The organism is Paenibacillus daejeonensis DSM 15491 (assembly GCF_000378385.1).
Taxonomy (GTDB): domain Bacteria; phylum Bacillota; class Bacilli; order Paenibacillales; family Paenibacillaceae; genus Paenibacillus_D; species Paenibacillus_D daejeonensis.
The window spans coordinates 228,445-248,677 of record NZ_KB899660.1 but is presented as its reverse complement, the minus strand read 5'-3'; the positions used below and the strand labels follow the sequence as shown (position 1 = coordinate 248,677).

16 protein-coding genes and 1 pseudogene are annotated in these 20,233 nt (G+C 49.7%); all 17 read left to right on the top strand.

All coding sequences use genetic code 11. From position 1 onward, the window contains the following. Positions 1 to 68: 68 nt before the first annotated feature. The 17 genes and pseudogenes from F556_RS0107960 to F556_RS0107875 all read left to right on the top strand — a co-directional run bounded on the left by F556_RS0107960 (position 69) and on the right by F556_RS0107875 (position 20,230). Positions 69 to 692, top strand: coding sequence for a hypothetical protein (locus F556_RS0107960; RefSeq protein ID WP_211222553.1), 624 nt, complete (start codon positions 69 to 71; stop codon positions 690 to 692). Between the two features lie 230 nt (positions 693 to 922). Beyond that, positions 923 to 1,399 carry a GNAT family N-acetyltransferase gene (locus tag F556_RS0107955; protein WP_020616397.1) on the top strand — a complete coding sequence of 159 codons (477 nt, stop codon included), beginning with the start codon at positions 923 to 925 and terminating at the stop codon, positions 1,397 to 1,399. Positions 1,400 to 1,426: 27 nt separating this feature from the next. Further along, positions 1,427 to 2,248, top strand: coding sequence for a protein kinase family protein (locus F556_RS0107950; protein WP_020616396.1), 822 nt, complete (start codon positions 1,427 to 1,429; stop codon positions 2,246 to 2,248). A 159-nt stretch (positions 2,249 to 2,407) separates the two neighbouring features. Then, positions 2,408 to 2,602 (top strand): annotated as a pseudogene (locus tag F556_RS39230) (double zinc ribbon domain-containing protein); the annotation flags it as partial. Between the two features lie 431 nt (positions 2,603 to 3,033). Next, positions 3,034 to 3,630, top strand: coding sequence for a hypothetical protein (locus F556_RS33525; protein WP_020616394.1), 597 nt, complete (start codon positions 3,034 to 3,036; stop codon positions 3,628 to 3,630). 69 nt (positions 3,631 to 3,699) lie between these two features. Then, a complete protein-coding gene (locus F556_RS0107930) occupies positions 3,700 to 5,175 on the top strand; it encodes a S8 family serine peptidase (RefSeq protein WP_157272677.1) in 1,476 nt (491 codons plus the stop codon). A 30-nt stretch (positions 5,176 to 5,205) separates the two neighbouring features. Beyond that, complete coding sequence (locus F556_RS0107925) at positions 5,206 to 6,690, top strand: amidase family protein (protein WP_020616391.1); 1,485 nt, start codon at positions 5,206 to 5,208, stop codon at positions 6,688 to 6,690. Between the two features lie 22 nt (positions 6,691 to 6,712). Next, positions 6,713 to 7,165 (top strand): NUDIX hydrolase, encoded by a 453-nt coding sequence (locus tag F556_RS0107920; protein ID WP_020616390.1) that lies wholly within the window; start codon positions 6,713 to 6,715, stop codon positions 7,163 to 7,165. A 62-nt stretch (positions 7,166 to 7,227) separates the two neighbouring features. After that, positions 7,228 to 7,635 carry a DUF3221 domain-containing protein gene (locus tag F556_RS0107915; RefSeq protein ID WP_020616389.1) on the top strand — a complete coding sequence of 136 codons (408 nt, stop codon included), beginning with the start codon at positions 7,228 to 7,230 and terminating at the stop codon, positions 7,633 to 7,635. A gap of 283 nt (positions 7,636 to 7,918) precedes the next feature. Beyond that, entirely contained in the window at positions 7,919 to 8,452 is a 534-nt protein-coding gene (locus F556_RS0107910; protein WP_020616388.1) for a hypothetical protein, read from the top strand. A gap of 22 nt (positions 8,453 to 8,474) precedes the next feature. After that, positions 8,475 to 8,726 carry a DUF7660 family protein gene (locus F556_RS0107905; protein ID WP_026297167.1) on the top strand — a complete coding sequence of 84 codons (252 nt, stop codon included), beginning with the start codon at positions 8,475 to 8,477 and terminating at the stop codon, positions 8,724 to 8,726. Positions 8,727 to 8,993: 267 nt separating this feature from the next. Then, positions 8,994 to 9,821: an AraC family transcriptional regulator gene (locus F556_RS0107900; protein ID WP_020616386.1), complete on the top strand. Its 828-nt coding sequence runs from the start codon at positions 8,994 to 8,996 to the stop codon at positions 9,819 to 9,821. A 146-nt stretch (positions 9,822 to 9,967) separates the two neighbouring features. Next, on the top strand, positions 9,968 to 14,080 hold the full coding sequence (locus F556_RS36145; RefSeq protein ID WP_020616385.1) for a discoidin domain-containing protein: 4,113 nt from the start codon (positions 9,968 to 9,970) through the stop codon (positions 14,078 to 14,080). Between the two features lie 274 nt (positions 14,081 to 14,354). Then, on the top strand, positions 14,355 to 15,968 hold the full coding sequence (locus F556_RS0107890; RefSeq protein WP_020616384.1) for an extracellular solute-binding protein: 1,614 nt from the start codon (positions 14,355 to 14,357) through the stop codon (positions 15,966 to 15,968). Positions 15,969 to 16,033: 65 nt separating this feature from the next. Beyond that, entirely contained in the window at positions 16,034 to 16,936 is a 903-nt protein-coding gene (locus tag F556_RS0107885; RefSeq protein WP_020616383.1) for an ABC transporter permease, read from the top strand. A gap of 29 nt (positions 16,937 to 16,965) precedes the next feature. After that, positions 16,966 to 17,862 (top strand): carbohydrate ABC transporter permease, encoded by an 897-nt coding sequence (locus F556_RS0107880; protein WP_020616382.1) that lies wholly within the window; start codon positions 16,966 to 16,968, stop codon positions 17,860 to 17,862. Positions 17,863 to 17,890: 28 nt separating this feature from the next. After that, positions 17,891 to 20,230: a helix-turn-helix domain-containing protein gene (locus tag F556_RS0107875; protein ID WP_020616381.1), complete on the top strand. Its 2,340-nt coding sequence runs from the start codon at positions 17,891 to 17,893 to the stop codon at positions 20,228 to 20,230. Positions 20,231 to 20,233 lie beyond the last annotated feature (3 nt).

The following is a 20,233-nucleotide window of genomic DNA, read 5'->3' as shown; positions in this document are numbered from 1 at the left end:
GTCTTTTACTGCTTATGGTGATCGTAGTGACCAGCTGTAGTATGGGGTTGAAAACTACAAAGCATTGCATGGCAATAATCGAATGGGTCGATTTTTTGATGATTAACAACATTAATTATTCTCATAACTATGATGGGGCTATAGCAATAACGGCGGATCAACTTGGAGACAAGGTAGGTGAGGTCTCCTACATGCTTAATGGGCATGCATGTACGGATCACGTATCGAAGAACGGAGATGCGGCATTTCTTCCAATTGGTACCGAAGTTTATGGATTAAAAGGTTACAACTCGGAATATCGTGTTGTAGCTAATAACAAGCTTTATGAAGTAAAGGAAAATCCGAATGCGGAAACGATGGGAGAACTCATGGACATAGAAGGCAAGGTGGAAAAAGTCAGCCTGGAAAGCGGTATAGACGGCAGTCCAATCGGGGACTTCAGCGAGGAAGCGTCATCGGAATTCATTGCTGAGCTTCTTCCTTTGCCATATGTCGGTTTCAATAAGGTCTATGAGAAAATAAAACATCAGTATGGTATATTCCTGCGTGTGCACCTTCAAGATGGTACATCATTTCGGATGGTCTACTACTCCGAAGCTAACGCTTTTTCTGCAGGGGCCTTTGGTACAGAGAAGTTGAAATTATTAATCATGTCCCAGAGAGAACAAATTAAATCAGCGGCAGGGTTATAAACATAAGCAGATCCAGAATTAATTTTAACGAATAAAGGGAGCAGAACGCCTCACGACGCTGCTCCCTTTTTTATTCAAGTAAAGCCCAAAATATAACCTTAAAAAAAGGCACTAATAAATAATAGTATATAAATAAACTCAGTATAAGTCTATTCATTTTTTGGTTAACACGGTATGTTATAGATGCGACCGCGGCGCAAACTGATATGGGATGAAGGGAGAGGACTTGAATGATTACGCTTCGAAAAATAACGCTGGAAAACCGACGTGCAATATTTAACTTGGACGTATCAGAAGAGCAACGGAAATATGTTGCGTCCAACCTGTCAAGCGTAGCTTCGTGTTATGTCCTTGAAACCAATGGGGGACATCCATTCCCGTTTGCCATTTACGCGGGGGAACAACCGGTTGGTTTCGTTATGTTGGCTTATGGAATAACGGGTTATGAAGAGCCATCCTTTGCCAATGAAAATTATTGCATTATGAGATTAATGGTTGACAAGGAGTATCAGAACCTGGGCTATGGACGGGAAGCCATGAATGAAATCTTGGCATTTATCCGGACCTATCCGGCGGGGCCAGCTCACTGCTGTTGGATCCCTTATAAGCCGGAGAACGCTGTTGCCAAAAAACTATATGAACGATTTGGCTTCCGTGACAACGGGGAAATGTTTAACAATGAATCAATAACAGTATTGCCTCTATAATTTGCGAGATATGTCCGGGAGGTTGTTATGATTACTAAACATATCGACGGGGTGTTGTTTGAACTTAAAGAGGATTTCGATTTTGATTTTTTATCAGAGTACGGTGAAGTTTTTGCTGTATTCGACAAGCAAGATTCTGGCTACTTATGTTTCGGTGTCTCAAATGAAAACAAAAAGCTTTTCTTAAAGTTGGCTGGTCCATCTACTGTGAGGAGCAATGTAACTACCGCTGATGCAATAGCTAGGCTCAAATCGACCGTTTCGACTTACCAGGATCTCTGTCACCCCACACTCATCGATATGATCGAACACAAACATATCAAAGACGGCTTTCTAACGGTATTTGAGTGGTTTGATGGAGAGTGTATGGGTAAACAATATCATTCGTTTGACAAATTCTTAGCTCTGCCAATAGAAAAGAAGTTCAATATTTACAACGAAATAGTAAGGTTTCATATCCATGCAAACAAGTGTGGTTATATCGCAATCGATTTTTACGATGGCTGTATCATGTATGATTTTGTATCAGAGGAAACTAGAATTTGTGATGTAGAACTGTACACGAGAAAACCAGTGATCAACACAATGGGACGGATGTGGGGTTCAAGCCGTTACATGTCTCCTGAAGAGTATCAGTTTGGCGCAGAGATTGACGAAAGGTCCAATGTTTTTTTGATGGGAGCAACAGCCTTCCAGTTGTTTGGTGGCGGAAAAGAACGTGATCTCAGTAAATGGCAAGCTAATGAAAACCTATTTGAGATTGCATTGAATGCCGTCAACACAAATAAAGAAGATCGCTATTCAACAATATATGAATATTTCGAAGCTTGGGCGAAAGCAATATCATAAGAAACTAGAAAGCTAAGTCCAGCAATCATCGCGGCAGTCGTTCTTGGGCATGCGATAATTCAGCCAAATATTTGCAACCTAATCCTACATCATACGTTTTAGTAGTAAAAGGAATCTAAACAACTCATTACAGTTCTAAAAGAAGGATGGTTTTGCATAATGGCAGTAAAGGTATGTAACAAATGTGGGGAATCAAACGCCGAAGGCTCATTAATATGTGTTGTGTGTGGTAGTTCGCTTAAAGATGCGATTATGGAAGGAACCCCAAACGAAGATAAAGATTATTCAGGCAGATCAAGGCCCGTCATCTGCGAGCATTGTAATGAACCTTTGGCCCAAGGATCATTATCATGTAAACGTTGTGGATCTGTTGCATCTAAGACGTTAAAAGGTTCTCATTATTATAGTGATCATAATTCCTCGGGAGGAAGCGGTAGATCCACACCTATGGAGACTTTTGGAAGAGGCTGCTTATGGCTCATTCTGGGTACATTAGGTTTGTTATTCATCGCTTTCATTACCCAGAGTACAATTAATATTCCGTGGCTCATTTTTATCCCCGTCGTAATTCTAGTCTTCTGGTTGGCTTCGAAGAAAGGGAAATAATTTTATCCTGTTCGTTTATCTTTGCTTATGAAGAAAAAAGTACAGTAAGTCATCGCAGCAGTCGTTACAAAACGGCTGCTCTTTTTATTTGTAGGATCGAGTATTTTTGCAACAACTAAACTGTGGTTATCGTCTAATGAAGTGTATAATTCATCCAATCTTTCCAATGAGGTGATGAAATGTGGAAGAGAATAGCAATCGCCCTACTGAGCTTTTTCATCTTATTAGGTATATTTGGGCTTAAGTCTCCAGTTGCTTACGCATGCTCATGTGCTGAAATCCCAGGCATGGAAGCACAGCTGGAAAGGAAAACCGCCATCTTTACAGGCAAGGTAGTGGGGATGAGACAAGAGATTGAAGGGGTACTGACGTCTTCCGCCGATCCAATCATCTTTAAATTCGAAGTTCAAGAAGTTTGGAAAGGAGATCTTAGTAAGCATACTAATGTATACTCAGCTGTAAGTTCAGATAGTTGTGGCTATACGTTTGACGCAAAAAAAGAATATCTCGTCTTTGCAGAGGGTGAGCCCGATCGATTGATAACAGGATTGTGTGAGGGCAATAAAAGGCTTGAATTTGCACAAGAGGAACTTATAGCATTGGGGACGGGGTATGATCCAACCCCACCTACAGCTTCTAATAAGCTGCCACTAACTCTTCCATTTACAGATAATGATTCAGAAAAAGGCTACGCCTCAATCGTTATAGTTGCGATAATTTCTATAACCATGATCTTCTTGCTTGGTATCTTTTTAACAAAACGTCGCAGAGGATAAGTTATACAACAGGGAGCATGCTGCCGCGGCGCTGCTTCCTGTTCTATTGAGACGGAAAGGAGTAAATCAGTGAAATGGCCATCCATAAGAGATTTTCTACAGGTTCCATCACACCTTACGGGAACAAACATCGCTATAGCGGTTGTAGACGGATATTTCCCGCCTCATCCGGATATTACGACAAATGATAACCGCAACGTTTATCTTATAAAGACTTCAGAAACTGATCCAAAGCCAAATTTGTTCCAAAGAAGTGCACATTCCTGGAGAAATAGCCATGGACTATCGACAGCCGCTGCAGCGGCGGGGTCTGGATCGCTCGCTAATGGATACTATTCCGGTGCTGCACCAGAGGCTGATCTATATTTGGTAGAGACAGGGGCTTTTCAAACTGTAGAAGAGACAGAGAAGAAGTTTGTCTTAGCCATACATTGGCTACTTAACAACTTTCGGAAATATAGTATTCGTGGAATTGTTTTGACGCTTGCTGCAACTAGGGATACTGGGCTTCTTCCTTGGCAAGCCGATCCCATTCGAGTCTGTTGCGAAAAATTAGCTAATGAGGGACTATTCGTTGTTGTGGCATCAGGGAATACAAAAGAGCTCACCTGCAGCGGCCCGGCATCGTCGCCGTCGGTTTTGTCTGTTGGCGGGGTAATTGTTCCTCAAGATCAAGAAGTGGTGATTGAATACCACGGATGTCGTGGCATGACGTTTGAAGGAAAACAAATACCGGAAATCCTTGCACCGGCCGAAAATGTAGTTCTTCCTTACCCTTTTCAGACGAGGGAAGGGTATGAAGATCACTATACTGCGTCCTTGGATAACCTGCCTGATGGGTACGCCCGAACGGAAGGGACTTCTTACGCCGCTCCCATTATCTTGGGTTGTGCAGCATGTATTTGGCAAGCCAATCCCCAGTGGACAGCCAATCAGATGGAATCAGCAATGAGGATGACGGCGGCATATAAAGAGGGATGGTACAGCGGAGTAGCCGGATTAGTCCAGGTACAAGAAGCAGCATCCTATCCCGCGAAGCATTTTAACAAACAGTATAATGGAAATAACCATGATGCAGATGTATGGGCTAAAGTCCAAACTGCTACAATCAGCCAATTCAATCCTTCGTCAGCAATTACATATGATCTAATCGAAGGTATGCTCACTGATTCTAATCGATATGTCAAAATGGCAGCCTTATTCGTCCTTCAAAATAGAGAAGACATGAGACTGAAATTCTTAAATCATGTGATGACTTTATTAAATGATCCAGACATCAACATCCGATACTCTGCCATTAAATTAGCATCATCTATTGGAGATCCATGCTTTATCAAACCACTTATATCAGGATTACTAGATGATGCTCTACAGCAGCGAGTCTCTACGTTTGGGGCCAGGTGTGAGGGGCTTCAACTTCTAACTGGTATCCAATATGAACCAGAGCCAAAGTTTCGTGATGGTCAATGCTTTTATTCAGAATTGAGCACCGAATCGCGGATTTCTGTAGCTTTACAATGGCAGCAGTATATTTCTTCGTACTGAGTGCAAAATGCAAAAGGAGAGTCCTCCCCCATGGATAAAACAATAGACGACATCTTAATAGAGGCAGATATTGAATCTTTACAATCAGCCCTTGAATCTGGAATGGTAACATCGGTAGCTTGTGTGCGTTGGTATCTGGAGAGGATTGAACGCATAAACCCAACATTAAATGCCGTGCTGGAAGTCAATCCAGATGCAATTCCGATTGCTGAGGCACTGGATGCAGAGCGGCAGGACTATGGAACTCGCGGGCCACTTCATGGCATTCCAATCTTACTCAAAGACAACATTGATACAGGGGATCGCATGCATACGAGTGCTGGTTCGGTTGCGCTTGCGGAACATTTTGCTCCCAAGGATTCATTGGTTGCATCGCAGTTACGGGCTGCGGGTGCAATATTGCTTGGCAAAGCAAACATGACGGAATGGGCGAATTTCATGTCGAGTACGATGTGGGCAGGGTACAGTTCAAGGGGAGGGTTAACGCTTAATCCGTACGGCCCCGGTGAACTTTTTGTGGGAGGGTCGAGCTCGGGCTCAGCAGTAGCTGTTGCCGCAAATCTATGCGTAGCTGCTATTGGTACAGAAACATCGGGATCCATTATTGGCCCGTCTTCGCAAAACAACATTGTCGGCTTGAAGCCAACGGTCGGCCTCGTGAGTCGAAAAGGCATCATTCCAATTTCACAAAGTCAAGATTCAGCCGGTCCAATGACACGTACGGTCAGGGATGCAGCGATATTGCTCAGCGCTATGACTGAAGCGGATCCAGAAGATCCCGCCATGCAAGAGGAGGGACGACAGGCACATAAGGATTATACGGCTTTCTTGGAACCCAAAGGATTACAAGGGGCGAGAATAGGCATCCCGAGATTTTATTATCAAGGGCTCGAAGAAGCTCGGTTGGACATTATCGAGAGGGCGATCCGTTTGTGTAAGGACCAGGGGGCTATTATTGTCGATCCGGTATCGCTGCCTTGCGAGAGTGAGAAGTGGGACTGGGGTGTAATGCAATTCGAGTTTAAAAAGGGACTAAACGATTATCTAGCAAAATCAGGTCGTGGTGCCTTTGTTCGGACAATAGATGAACTTATTGCATATAACGAAGCGAATGCCGATGTAGCACTTAAATATGGACAAGACATCCTCATCTGGTCAAATAAGACAAGTGGTACGTTATCTGAACCATCCTACTCGGACAATTTGTTAAAGAATCGCGAGTTATCTCGTAAACAAGGCATCGACCACGCGATGCACCACTATCAGCTGGACGCGTTACTGTTTCTAGGCAATGAAGAGGGTCTCGATTTGTCTGCGCGTGCAGGTTATCCTGTGATTACTGTACCAGCCGGTTACACAGAGACGGGCATAATTGCCGAGGATGGCTATACGAACAAAGGTCCGCAAGGCATCACTTTCGTTGGAACGGCCTTTAGTGAGCCTGTGCTGTTCCGAATAGCGTATGCTTACGAACAAGCGAGCAACTACCGTTTTGCACCGTCTGATCCGGTCTAATATCATATTCAGGAGGAAATGAATGGGCTATATTTCTGAATTACGCGAATTGGTTGGAACAAGACCTCTCATTATGGCTGGTTCTTGCGTACTCATTTTTAATGAGCAACGGGAGCTGCTGCTGCAGCGGAGGACAGATACCAACGACTGGGGCACAATTGGAGGCGCGCTGGAATTAGGTGAATCATTGGAAGAAGCCGCGGCGAGGGAGCTTTTTGAAGAGACGGGGCTGCGGGCTGCGTCCTTTACGTTTGTTACTGTCCTGTCCGGTAAAGATATGTACTTCAAATACCCGCATGGCGATGAGATCTACAATGTAATGGCTGTCTATGAAGCGCAGGAGGTAGAGGGGGAACCAGAGGTGAATGATGATGAGAGTCATGAACTGAAGTTTTTTTCGCTGAAGAATCCAATTGATAACCTTAATCCATTCACGGCACACTACCTCAGAAAAATGGGGTATATCACGTGGTAAAATAATGGAAACTTTCTCCCTTCTCGACGCGTCTATAGGTTAAAATAGGGGAGGTGCGTTTCATGCGCAAAAAACACGTTTTATGGGTGGCTAGTATATTGCTAGTCCTTATACTCGCCGCCTGCGGGACAGCAAGTGCTCCAGAGCCGGAAGAGGAGCCCGTTCAGGGCGGCGAGGACCATCCATATAAAGCGGGCATGATTGTCAGCAAAGAAACCAATGACATTGGGCAACGGCTCTTGGTGTATCCATCGGAAGAACCTGTGGCTTGGGAAGATCAGTCGGTTGAGGAATGGATCTCTAAAGCGCAGGAAGAGAATGCGGATATCTCGTGGTATACGGTAGAGGGTGACCATTATGATCAGCTGGAAGTTGGCCAACACGTCCGCATGACGATCAAGCCAGAACAGATGGAATCTTATCCGCCAATTCGCTTTGTTATCGATCTGGAAGTGACGCCGTCTACCTAATAGAGGAAGATGATCCAGGGGAGGGGAGAGCACGTTGCTTCTCCCTGGCTCAGTCCAGAAGGGAATAAACATGAAACGATTCTCTCAATCCAGGTTTAGCCTCATGGGTATTGTTCTCTTCCTATGATTAACCCAGCATGAGTCGACCAGCTTCAAAATAAACTTTAGTATCATTACGATCTACTTGAGTCTTTTCCTTTGTCAGTTGGGATATGTAATTATGTTCTATGAGAAAATCGCTGTGTAATACAGCGTCTCCAGAAAAGTGCAGAGGGGTTAACGTATGCAAAAGCTCATAAAACCTCTTCTTATTGCATTCATTTCTCTGGTTATACTCGCCTCGATATTCGCCTACAACAATTGGGAGATGTGGCAATACAAATATGGCTACCGGCCTGTCGTTCTAAATTTGGTTGAACCTGATGAATCAGACGAGCAAGGGGAGACCATTGTTCTTAAGAATCCATCAAAATGGATCTCGGAAATGAAAGTGGGCATCACGGATTATTACTGGGTGGAAGGCATCAATAGCTTACGCTTTGGGCTATGGTACCGGGACTGGGATTACAGAGATTACGAAACGTATGAAGAGATTTTTGATGTGCGAATCCGGGATAACCAGGGTCAGGTGTATAAGCCTTATGTTGCACTGATGCCCAATCTTGGCATGTATGAGAGCTTCCAAATTCGTGATTTCCGAGGGATAGACCTTAATAACGTCGAACAGTTGTTTTTAGATATTAATCTGGCGCAGGATACTGGCAAGCTACACTCTGTCGAAATCTTTAGTAAGTCAGGAAGGAATATTGGAGACTAAGTCCAGAAAGTGGTTGAACATCATGAAGGTTATGCTCTTTCAACTGTTACAAGAAGTGAATGACGAAAAGTCTTTTCTGAAGTTTGTTGAGGCATTAGGAAGAGACTATGTAGACCATCCCAACGAATGGGCTAATGGGACGATCGCATCCTTTGCGGATGCAGCTGCTAGTTGGGGAGAAGAGTCTATAGAGAGTTTGGTTGCTTACGTTAAGCCATCCAATCCATGGAAACGATGTGCAGACATTCTGTACATGGGCAAAATTTATGAATAATCGGTATCCGGAGGCGATACAAGCTGTACTGATGAGTCTTATAGCATTTAACCGAGCTTAAAGATCAGGCAAGTCTAGCGCGGGGGCTCACGTCCGGTTCCGGCGTGAATAATTTGTGGGGCACCTTGTTCGTAGGTTACGAGCTTAAGGTGCCCTACGTTGTGTTTATAAGGTAAGATGCCCCCTTATCCGGTATCTGCACTAAAATGATATAATTTAATATTATTGGGAGAAGCAAGCAGTGCATTCAATTGGAGGTCAAAAGAGATGCAGGCGTTCTTATCCACGTTTCATCCTCGCATCATCCAAGTCTATCATCGTGATCACTCCTTCTGGCAGCCCGGAGCTATGAGAGTTGAGACGAGCTGTACGCGAATGGTCAGTTTTCTGTACGTCTACGCTGGACAAGGAGAGCTGCACATCGACCACGATTGCCATTCACTAAGCTCGGGGGATATTTTTCAGATTCCATTCGGCCGGAGGCTGTCTTTGCGCACGACACCCTCATCTCCATTATGCTATTACACCATTCAATATGAATTTGCCCGTGTGGGCTGGGACAACGGACAGCCGTTCAGTTACAAGCCAGAAATTCAGGAGCTGCCACTCCCACTGGTCGTTCATGTGCCGGAGCGGGCTGGTATGCGCGAGACGATGGAGGAGTTGTACACTGTCTGGCAGACCAAACAGCAGGGGTATGCAGATAAAGCGCAGGTGGCTTTTTTCTCCATTATACATCAGGTGATGGTTCATCTTGGAGCACACCGCGAAGAGACGCCCAATGAGCGGGCCGTTCGCGAAAGCGCAGCTTATATAAAGTCCCATTATAATGAAGACCTCGACCGTGACAGGTTGGCCGCGCGGGCGGCGATGTCTGGAAGCTACTACTCGGTGGTGTTCAAGCGGTTCATGGGCTGTTCTCCTATCCAGTATATGACCAAGGTGCGGATGGAGAAGGCGATGAAACTCTTGAAAGAGACGCACAAGACAGTCGCTGAGGTGGGACATGCAGTAGGATATGAGGATGCGCTTTATTTCACGCGCGTATTTACACGTTATGCCCAAATGACACCTAGCGACTATCGGCATAGTTGATGGGTGCGTCCGAAGCTCGTTTTCAAACAAAAGTCCATGCTCTCCAACCAATTGTACATTTACGCAGATGCCAGTCATCAGCAATACTTAATTGTGTAAGTGCTTACATTTCGGGCAGAATACTTAACATTGGAAGGAGAGAAGGTATGAAGCATTCATCGGACGTGGACCAGGGCTCCAAGCGGTTGCACAGCACTGCGGTCAGGAGGGCAAGCCGGAAGCGAGTCTGGATTGCCACCTTATTAGCCTTGCTGCTGATGCTACCTGTGATTCATGCAGCGCCTCCGACGGTATCGGGAGAGGAGAGTGACTGGCCGTATAGCTTATTCTCCCATGATTTTGAAAACGAAGCGGTTGGAGGGCTTCCCCATGTAGGCGGAGCCGGGTGGACGAAGGCTGTCCACAGCGCCGAATCGACCCTTCAGGTGGTAGCTGACGGCAGTAATCAAGTGCTGGAATTTGAACGGGTGCCCACTGCCGCCGGCTTTGGAGGCCCCCGGGTGGAGAAGCACCTGAGCGAGGTGACCGGGAATTTGCGGTTGGATTTCCGGGTGAAAACATTCGGTCACCGCTTCGAGTTGTTTCTGCGCCATCCGGTTCAGTCTGCCCCGGCCGAAACCCGTCTGCTGCGCTTGAACGGAGCGGGTCTGGTGTCCGGTGCTCCTGCTGGCAGCGCGTTTAGCGGCAGTCAGTTTGCAGATGTGTCGGCAGAGATCAATCTGGCGGCACTTACCTATTCGGTGTCTATCGACGGATTGGCGATCTTCACGGACGAGCCGCTGCATTCTGACTTCGATAGAGAGGGGACCATCGAGCTGCGACTCTCTGGCATTCTGGAGCCTGGGCAGCAGTTGCAGCTTGACAATGTACGAATCCGTACCGACCATCAATTCGTGCCGTGGCCTTACTCGCTATTCTCGTACAACTTCGAAGAAGATCAGCCAGGTGAAATCCCGGCAGTCGGCCCGGCTGGCTGGACAAATGTTGTGCGCAGCACAACATCAACGGTTACCGTCGTGCCTGACGGGGACGGACAAGCCCTTGCGTTTGCTCGGGATGCTGCCGCAACCGGGAATGGTGGACCTCGTGTGGAGAAGCACCTGGGGAATGTAACGGGGAATCTGCGACTGGACTTCAAGGTTCAGACCTTCGGTCGGCCCTTCGACTTGGAGCTGCGTCATCCGGTTGCCGCCGCCCCCGCCACGACCTCGCTGCTGCAGCTGCGGAATCTGGGTCTGGTGACATCTCCACCTCCGGGGAGCGCATTTAACGGGAACAACTATGTGGACGTTGCGGCCGAGCTGAATTTCTCATCGATGACGTATTCTGTCTGGATCAATGATATTGCCATCAAAACCAATGCAGCCATTAACCCTGCGCTGGACAAGAACAAGCTGTTGGAAATCCGCTATTCGACCGTGTTGGCGCCAGGGCAGACGGTCAGGCTGGATGACGTGAGCATTCGGACGGATGTGGATCCTGACGCGGATTTGCCTTGGAACCCGGATGAGAATTCCGTCATTGCCAATCTGTTGGATGAGCATCCCCGTCTGATGGCAACGGATGATGACTTTGATGCGATGCGCCTGCGTGTACAGAACGATCCCCAGTCCCAGCAATGGTACACGTCGATGGTAACATCAGCGAATCGTATGCTGACCCTGCCGGTGTCACAATATGGGTTTCCTGATGGCAGAACACTGCTGCAGATTAGCCGCCAAGTGCTGGATCGCGCGTACATGCTGTCTTTGGTGTACCAGATGAGCGGCGACGACCGCTATGCGGAGCGGCTGTGGGACGAGCTTGAGGCTGCTGCTGCATTCCCGGATTGGAACCCGGTCAGCTTCCTGAGCACGGCGGAGATGACCCATGCTTTTGCAATCGGCTATGATTGGCTCTACCACTACTGGTCGGAGGAACAGCGCGACGTATTAAGCGACGCGATTGTTAACCTGGGGCTGCGACCGGGGCTGTACGGCTATAACCAAGGGGAATGGTGGGTAACCACGACCAACAACTGGAATATCGTGACCCATGGCGGACTTGGGATGGGCGCGCTGGCCGTTGGCGACCTGATGCCGGGGCTGGCAGACAATCTCATTACGCGTGGGTTGACCCACCTGCCCGCAGCAATTGCGGAGTTTGCGCCGGATGGAGGATATCCTGAAGGAGTGGGGTATTGGGCGTACGCCATTCGCTATCTCGTCCCTTATATGGCCGCTCTGAATACAGCTACCGGCAGTGATTATGGCTTGTCAGAGCTGCCGGGCTTGGCAGAGACGCCGCTATTCCCGCTCTATATGGGTGGACCGAGCAATCAGGCGTTTCACTTCTCCGATGTCGGTTCCGGCGTCCAGCAAAATCCGGACCTGTTCTGGATGGCCGCTCAGTATGATCTGCCGGAAGCGGGATGGTGGGCGCTTCAAAGCAATAGCGCATCGCCGCGCCATCTGTTGTGGTACGACCCCGACCATATCGAGAACCCAAGGGACACGCAATTGCCGCTGGACGCCAAGTTCCGTGGACCGGAAGCGGTGAGCATGCGCAGTGCCTGGGATGACGCCAATGCTTCGTTCGTCGGCTTCAAGGGCGGAACGAATGGTGCGAATCACGGTGACCTGGATCTGGGCACCTTTGTATTTGATGCGCTTGGCCAGCGTTGGGCAGAGGAGCTGGGCACGGAGAGCTACAGCGCCCCGGGGATCTTCAGTGACGGGCCGACGGGCCAGCGCTGGACCTATTACCGCAAGCGGGCGGAGGGACAGAACACGCTGGTGGTCAATCCAGGGCTTGGTCCGGATCAGAACGCTACTGCAGCCGGTGAGGTCGTTTCATTCGAAAGCGGGGAACGCGAGGCCTTCGCCATAGCGGATCTGGATGAAGCCTTCGCAGATCGCGGGGTGTCGTCCTGGCAGCGCGGCGTACGGTTGTTCGATCACCGCCGGCAATTGCTGATCCAGGATGAGCTGACGACCATTGACCCTGCAGATGTCTGGTGGTTCATGCACACGCGCGCCAATATAGAGGTGGCGCCCGATGGCAAGTCGGCCATTCTGACGTTGAATGATGAGCAGGTGCTGGCGCGTATCGCTTCCCCGGGACCGGCGGAGTTTGTGGCGATGGAAGCAGAGCCGCTGTGGAGCTCGCCGGTGACGAGTTGGAACTCAAGCAACGTTGGGATGCGCAAGTTAAGTGTATTCCTGGAAGGCGCTGTTGATCCGCAGCTGGCGATTGTACTGACGCCGATCCGCTCGGGTGCAGCAATCCCGGCCTTGCCGGCGCTCACGCCGCTCAGTGGATGGACCCTGAATGAGACGCCTGTAGCACAGCTGGGTGGCGTGCAGTTAGACGGCGTAGCACTGGATGATTTTGATCCGAATGTGTATACCTATGATGTTCGGGGCTATGATGTGGCAGATCCTGTGCCTCTCGTTACTGCGCTAACCACGGAGCCCGGGGTCACAGCGGTTGTCGATCAGGCCAGCGCACTTCCTGGTGTGGCTGTCGTCACAGTAACAGGACCCGGCAATGCAGTGGCAAGCTATGAGATCTATTTCCGCACCGGGTCACAGACCCCAAGTGTCGTGACCGCCAGCATTGAGGGGACGTTCCCGCCCAGTCACACGATCGATAACGATTTGGGAACCTTCTTCTCTGCTGATGGGATTGGCCAGTGGGTTCAGTATGATCTGGGTGAGACCCGGTCTGTGGATGGAGTTTCGCTTGCTTGGTACTTGGGCAATACCCGTGCCTTCTCCTTTGAAGTCCAAGGCTCGCAGGATGGGGATGTCTGGACAAGCTTAACAACTGGTACAAGCAGTGGTACGACTGTGGAGCTAGAGGATTATACATTTACAGAAACGGACGCCCGTTACATCCGGATTGTCGGCCAAGGGAATACGACCAACAATTGGATGAGCATCACCGAGGCGAGAATCATCGTGGATGGCGAGGCTTGGCCGGAATTCGCGGATACCGAGCCGCAGCTGACACAGCTGACTGCACCAGAGACATTAGCCGTTAACGTAGGCAACAGCGCCCCTATCGCATTAGCCGGTGTGCGCAGTGATGGTAGTGCCGCTGATCTGGATGATCTCACGATCAGGTACATTGTCGCTGATTCCTCCGTCGTTCAGATCGACGCGGCGGGTGTGGCAACGGGATTGACGGCGGGGGAAACGAACGTTGGCATCTACACGGTGACGGCAGAGCGCAAGTTGATCTTCACGTCGCTTCAGATCATCGTGACGGAACCATAATCAGGTAACACCAAGCCCCCATGACCACATCCCGTGGGACTGGGGGCTTGTGTGCACCAGGCCATACGGGGCGCGGGATGTGCATCTGATAATCCCCAATGTGCATTTGATGACGTAGTTAGCAACTGCCGCTTCAGATCATCACTTGCCAATTGTCACTTCGCTTCCTGGCCATCTATACTAGGGGTACTCGAACGAGGCGGGACCGCTGAAATGTAAACGCATACGAAATCAGACGGACCCCATAATCGAGATGTATAGAGGAGGTCAACCCATGCCACACGTACAAAGAAAAGGCTGGAATGCAGCTATTGCCACAGTCCTCGGTGTCAGCCTGCTGGCCGCAGGCTGCAGCACACCGCAGAACAACGAAACACCCAATGCTCCGGTTACCAATACTCAGGGGAATGAGAACCCAAGTGCTCCGCTGAAGCTATCCTACTGGGCGGCCATGCCGGGGGATGCGGCACGTTTAATGAAGAACTACAATGAGTCCCTCTTCTATCAGGAGCTGGAGAAGAAGACCGGTGTCTCCGTCGAATTCCAGCATCCGGCCGTCGGGAGTCAGGCGGAGCAATTCAATCTGCTGGTCGCTTCCGGTAATTTGCCGGATGTCATCGAGTACAACTTCACGCATTATCCTGGTGGTCCCGAGAAGGCCATCTCGGATCGAGTGATCCTGCCGCTTAATGATCTCATTGAATCGCATGCACCGAATTTCAAAAAGTACTTGGATGATAATCCCGCAATAAAAAAAGAGGTTATCACCGACTCAGGCACCATCTATTCCTTCCCAGCCATCGGCGTTGGCAATTCAAATGTGAGCAGCGGCATGATGCTGCGCCAAGACTGGCTGGAGGAGCTTGGGCTGGAGACGCCGGAGACGATTGAAGAGTGGACCACCGTGCTGCGGGCATTCAAGGAACAAAAAGGGGCAACCAGCCCGCTTACGATGACCCTGGGCGAAATGACGGGCGATCGTTTCGTGGGTGCCTGGAATATTGGGGGCTCGTTTTATCTGGACAATGGCGAGGTGAAGTACGGCCCTTACGAAGCAGCCTACAAAGAGTTTTTGACACAGATGAATGCGTGGTACGAAGAAGGTTTGCTGGATCAAGACTTTTCTACCCAGGATAACAATGCAAAAGACGGCAAAGTCGTGAACAGCCACTCCGGTGCTTTCATTTCTTCAATTGGCAGCGGAATGGGACGTTTTCTGAATGCCATCCCGGAAAGTGCACCGACCTTCGACCTGGTGGCAGCCCAGCATCCGGTGCTTGAGAAGGGGACTGAACCAACTGTATTCGTGGCTGCGTATGACTTCCGCGGAGATGGGAGTGCGGTCATAACGCCAGCCAACCAAAATCCAGAAGCAACGGCAGAGTGGCTCGATTATCTGTTCTCGGAGGAAGGCAATAACCTGAAGACCTTCGGCGTCGAAGGGCTAACGTATGAGATGGTGGACGGTTCTCCTATCTATACCGATCTGATTACGAACAATCCGGATGGCCTGACGGTCGGTGAAGCCATGTCCATGTATATGCGTGTGGCTACCCCTGCGCCTGGTTATGTAGGGGACGATCGCTACAACCAGCAATACTACAAATTTGAGCAGCAAAAAGAAGCCATGACCATCTTCAATCAGTATTATAGCAATCTTGAAAACACCCGACTGCCTCGCGTGACTCAGACGGCTGATGAGGCCCAGGAGCTCTCGTCCATTATGGCTGAGATTGAAACGTACAAGGATGAAATGCTGCTGCGCTTCGTGATGGGACTGGAGCCCATTGAGAACTTCGACAAATACGTGGCCCAATTGCAATCGATGGGCATTGAACGGGCCTTGGAGCTCAGGCAGGCTGCCCTGGAGCGTTACAAAAACCGATAATCTGACTTGAGGAGCAGCCGCGAGGCGATTCTCCTCCCGGTCGGTATCAGAGAGGAGAGCGGCGTATGAACGGACTGCTCAAGGACTACAGGAAGCACAAATATCTATATTTTATGATTTTACCGGTCGTGCTCTACTATTTTATTTTTCACTATGTACCCATGTATGGCGCGCTTATTGCCTTCAAGGACTTTCGGATCGCCGAGGGTTTTCTCGCGAGCCCCTGGGTCGGCTTTCAGCACTTTATCTCTTTCTTCGATAGTTACTATTTCTGGCGGCTATTGAAAAACACGCTGATTCTGAATTTGTATATGCTGGTCTTTTCGTTTCCTGCACCCATCATCTTCGCGCTGCTCATCAATGAGATTGTCGGTTCACGGTTCAAGCGCGTGGTGCAGACAGTTACGTATCTGCCTCACTTCATCTCGTTGATTGTCGTGTGCGGCATGATTACCCAGTTTCTTGCTCGTGACGGAATCATTACGGACCTGTTGGTCTGGTTAGGGATGGAGAGGCAGGTACTGCTCGCGCATCCTCAATATTTCCGGGCCATCTACGTCATCTCGGATATTTGGCAGGGAGTAGGCTGGGGCTCGATCATCTACCTGGCCGCCATCATGGGCATCAACCCGGAGCTCTACGAGGCATCGCGCATGGATGGCGCCAACCGGTGGCGGCAGATTTTCCATATTACACTGCCCGGGATTACGCCGATCATTGTCATCCTATTCATTCTGAAGATCGGCAATATGCTGGACGTGGGTTTTGAGAAAATTATTCTGCTGTACAATCCGAACACTTATGTCACAGCGGACGTGATCAGCACCTTCGTTTACCGTAAGGGTCTGCAGTCCTTTGAGTTCAGCTATGCGACAGCCATCGGGGTATTCCAGGCCGTCATTAACTTCATCCTGCTAATCGCAGCCAACCGATTCAGCAAGAAGATCAGTGAGAACAGTCTATGGTAATGCCAGCTGTCTGTCAGGAGGAATGAACCATGTCATCAACGCAACCCATACGTAAAAGCAAGGGCGAGCACATCTTTCATGGGCTGAATACGTTATTTATGCTCGTAATGATTGTCGTTACGTTGTATCCCTTCATTTATGTTGTCTTCTCATCCGTTAGCGACTCACGTCTGCTGCTTGCCCAGACCGGAATCCTGTTGGCGCCACTGGGCTTCACGCTGGATGCCTATACGATGGTGTTCAAGAACCCGAATATCCTCAGCGGGTATCTCAATACGCTGTTCATTGTGGGGATAGGCACGATCCTTAATCTGGTCATGACAAGCCTGGGAGCCTATGTGCTGTCTCGCAAAGGCGTGGTCTGGACACGGCATATTATGCTCTGGATTATCTTCACCATGTTTTTCTCAGGCGGTCTGATTCCGATGTATCTGCTGGTCAACAACTGGCTGCATTTGGGCAATAGCTTATTCGCACTTATTGTGCCTGGACTGATTTCCACCTGGAATCTCATCATCCTCCGGACGTCCTTCGCGACGATTCCTGAGAGCCTGATCGAGTCGGCACGGATCGACGGGGCACAGGATCTGACGATCTTGATGAGGGTGGTCATCCCGCTGTCGTTACCGGTTATGGCAGTGATGGTACTGTTCTATGGGGTCGGCCATTGGAACTCATGGTTCGGAGCGATGATCTATCTGCGTGACCGGGAGTTGTTCCCGTTGCAGCTCATTTTGCGCGAGATTCTGATTCAGAATAATACCAACTACATGGCGGGCAATGCCTCTACGGAGGATGTCGAAGCTGTGGGCGAGAGCATCAAATACGCCACGATTATGGTTGCTACCTTGCCGATCCTGTTCGTCTACCCCTTTTTGCAGAAATATTTTGTTAAAGGTGTTATGATAGGGTCGATTAAGGAGTAGGGATTCCGTACTCGTAGGAGCGTGAACTGTGAGTGATCGTAACCGCTTTCGCTGGAGGGGCATCTGGGGCAAATGGCTGGCCTCCTATGCCATCGTACTTTTCATTCCAATTTTGATCATGGCTGCGACCCATACGCAGACGCGCAAGGTGATGGAGGAGGAGATCTCCAAGGCTAATGCGGCGCTATTGACCCAGCTGCAGCAGGAAATTGACAATTACGTCGATTTTACGTACCGGCTCTCGGAGGTCCTTGCGTTCAGTCCCAAGATTAATGCTCTGATTCGCGGCCAGCAGGGAGTAACAGCCAGTGAACGGTTCGCTATTACCGAGCTGATTGCAGAATTGAAAGCGTATAACATTTCCAAACGATATGTGGATCATTTCTATATTTACTTCCGTGACCGTGACTTTGTGTTGACCGACAGCTCGTACTATAGGTCAGATCTCTTCTTCCAGCAACATGTTCTCTCACGCGGCATCTCCCTGGAGTCGTGGCAGCGGTTCGTCCTGCAGCCGCAGCGCGGCTCGTTCTGGAGTCTGCGCGAGCTGGGAGTGGAATCCGATCGGCAGGGTATTGTCTATGCGCAGACGCTGCCACTTACGCAGAATAGCGTATCCTCGGCAACAATGGTCATTGAACTGAACGAAGCGCAGCTGCTCGCCTCCCTGCGAACCATTCAATCCTATAACCAGGGGCATGTCTACATTTTGGGTGCAGACAACCAGGTTCTCACGTCCTCGGAAGGAACGGCAGCAATGGAGCGCAGCTTCGACCTGCCTGCTACGGATGGAGACACGGTCTATACCACCTCTGACTTGTGGGATGGCGAAGAAGTGACATTGTCCTATGTAGAATCCGAGCGCAACAGCTGGAAGTATGTCTATGCCCTTCCCGAGCGGCTCTATAGCGAGAAGGCCGAGCATGTGCGAAACATGACGTTTCTGATGCTGCTCGTGGCACTGGTGATCGGTGCGATCATTGCCGTACTCTTCGCGAGAAGCAACTATACTCCGCTGCAAAAGCTCGTGCGCAGTGTTGTGGCCCGGAGCGATGCCGGTCTGCATACGAGAGGGGATAAGGACGAATACGCGTACCTGGAAGAAGCCATGGATCACGCGCTCGACCGCTACCAGCTGATGAACCGGACGATTCAGAAGCAGAATACGACGCTGCGTTCCCACTTGTTGGCCCGCTTCCTGAAGGGCCGGATCGCTGCGGGCTTCCCGGCAGCCGAGGTGTTATCTGACTATGGCATCAGGCCGCGTTCGGACGTCTATGCTGTCATCCTGTTCTATCTGGAGGATTATAGCGGCTTCTTCCGGCAGGGCGAGCAAGATCCCGAGGAGCGTCGGGAAATGGTTCACTTGATCATGACCAATATCGTCGAAGAGCTGGCTTCGGAGTGTCAGCAGGGTTGGATGACAGAGGTGGATGATATGCTGGCTTGTATTGTGAATTTCCAGCCGGATGCCTCACCCGAATCGGCCATCGAGGAACTAAGGCGTATCACCCAGGAGGCGCAGCGCTTCATCGGCAGCCGGTTCCATATCCAGTTTACGGTATCTGTAAGTGCTCTACATGAGTCCATGACTGAGCTGCATACCGCCTATCAGGAAGCCATGGAGGCGATGGCTCTCCGCATTCTTCAGGGGGAGCAGACGATTATCTGGCATGAGCAGGTGCGTGAGACTAAGCTGTCGTATGACTACTCGCTGGCCAAGGAGCAGCAGCTGATTAACTATGTCGGGGCAGGCGATTATGAAGGAGCCAGCCAGGTGCTGGATGAGGTCATCGATCACAACCTGGCCGAGGAGAATCTGTCGGTGGATATGATCCGCTGCCTGCTGCTCGATATGTGCAGCACCATGATGAAGGCAGCAATGGAGTCTAACCCCGAGCGTACGGAACTGTATGACGATAATCTGGAGGCGATCCGGGAGCTGATGAACGGCAGTACCGTGGCCGCGATGCGCGAGCGGATGAAGCAATTTCTGCGCAAGGTGTGCGCACTGGCGGAGGAGCGTGTCCGCGCCATTCGCAATAACCGGCTCAAGGAGCAAGTGCTGTCCTATATTGCCGAGCATTATCGCGACCATGAGCTCAATATTGGAGCCATTGCAGAAGCGTTCGACATCCACCCTTCATATCTGTCGCGTTATTTCAAGGAACAGGTCGGAGACAATCTCACGGAATACCTCAATAAATACCGCATTGAGCATTCCAAGACCCTGCTGCTCGAGGATGAGCGGTATGTCAAAGATATTGCCGAAGCAGTCGGGTTCTACAGCATCAGCACGTATATAAGGCTTTTCAAAAAATACGAAGGTGTCACGCCCAGTGCCTATCGGGACAGTAAGCGCTTCTGATGA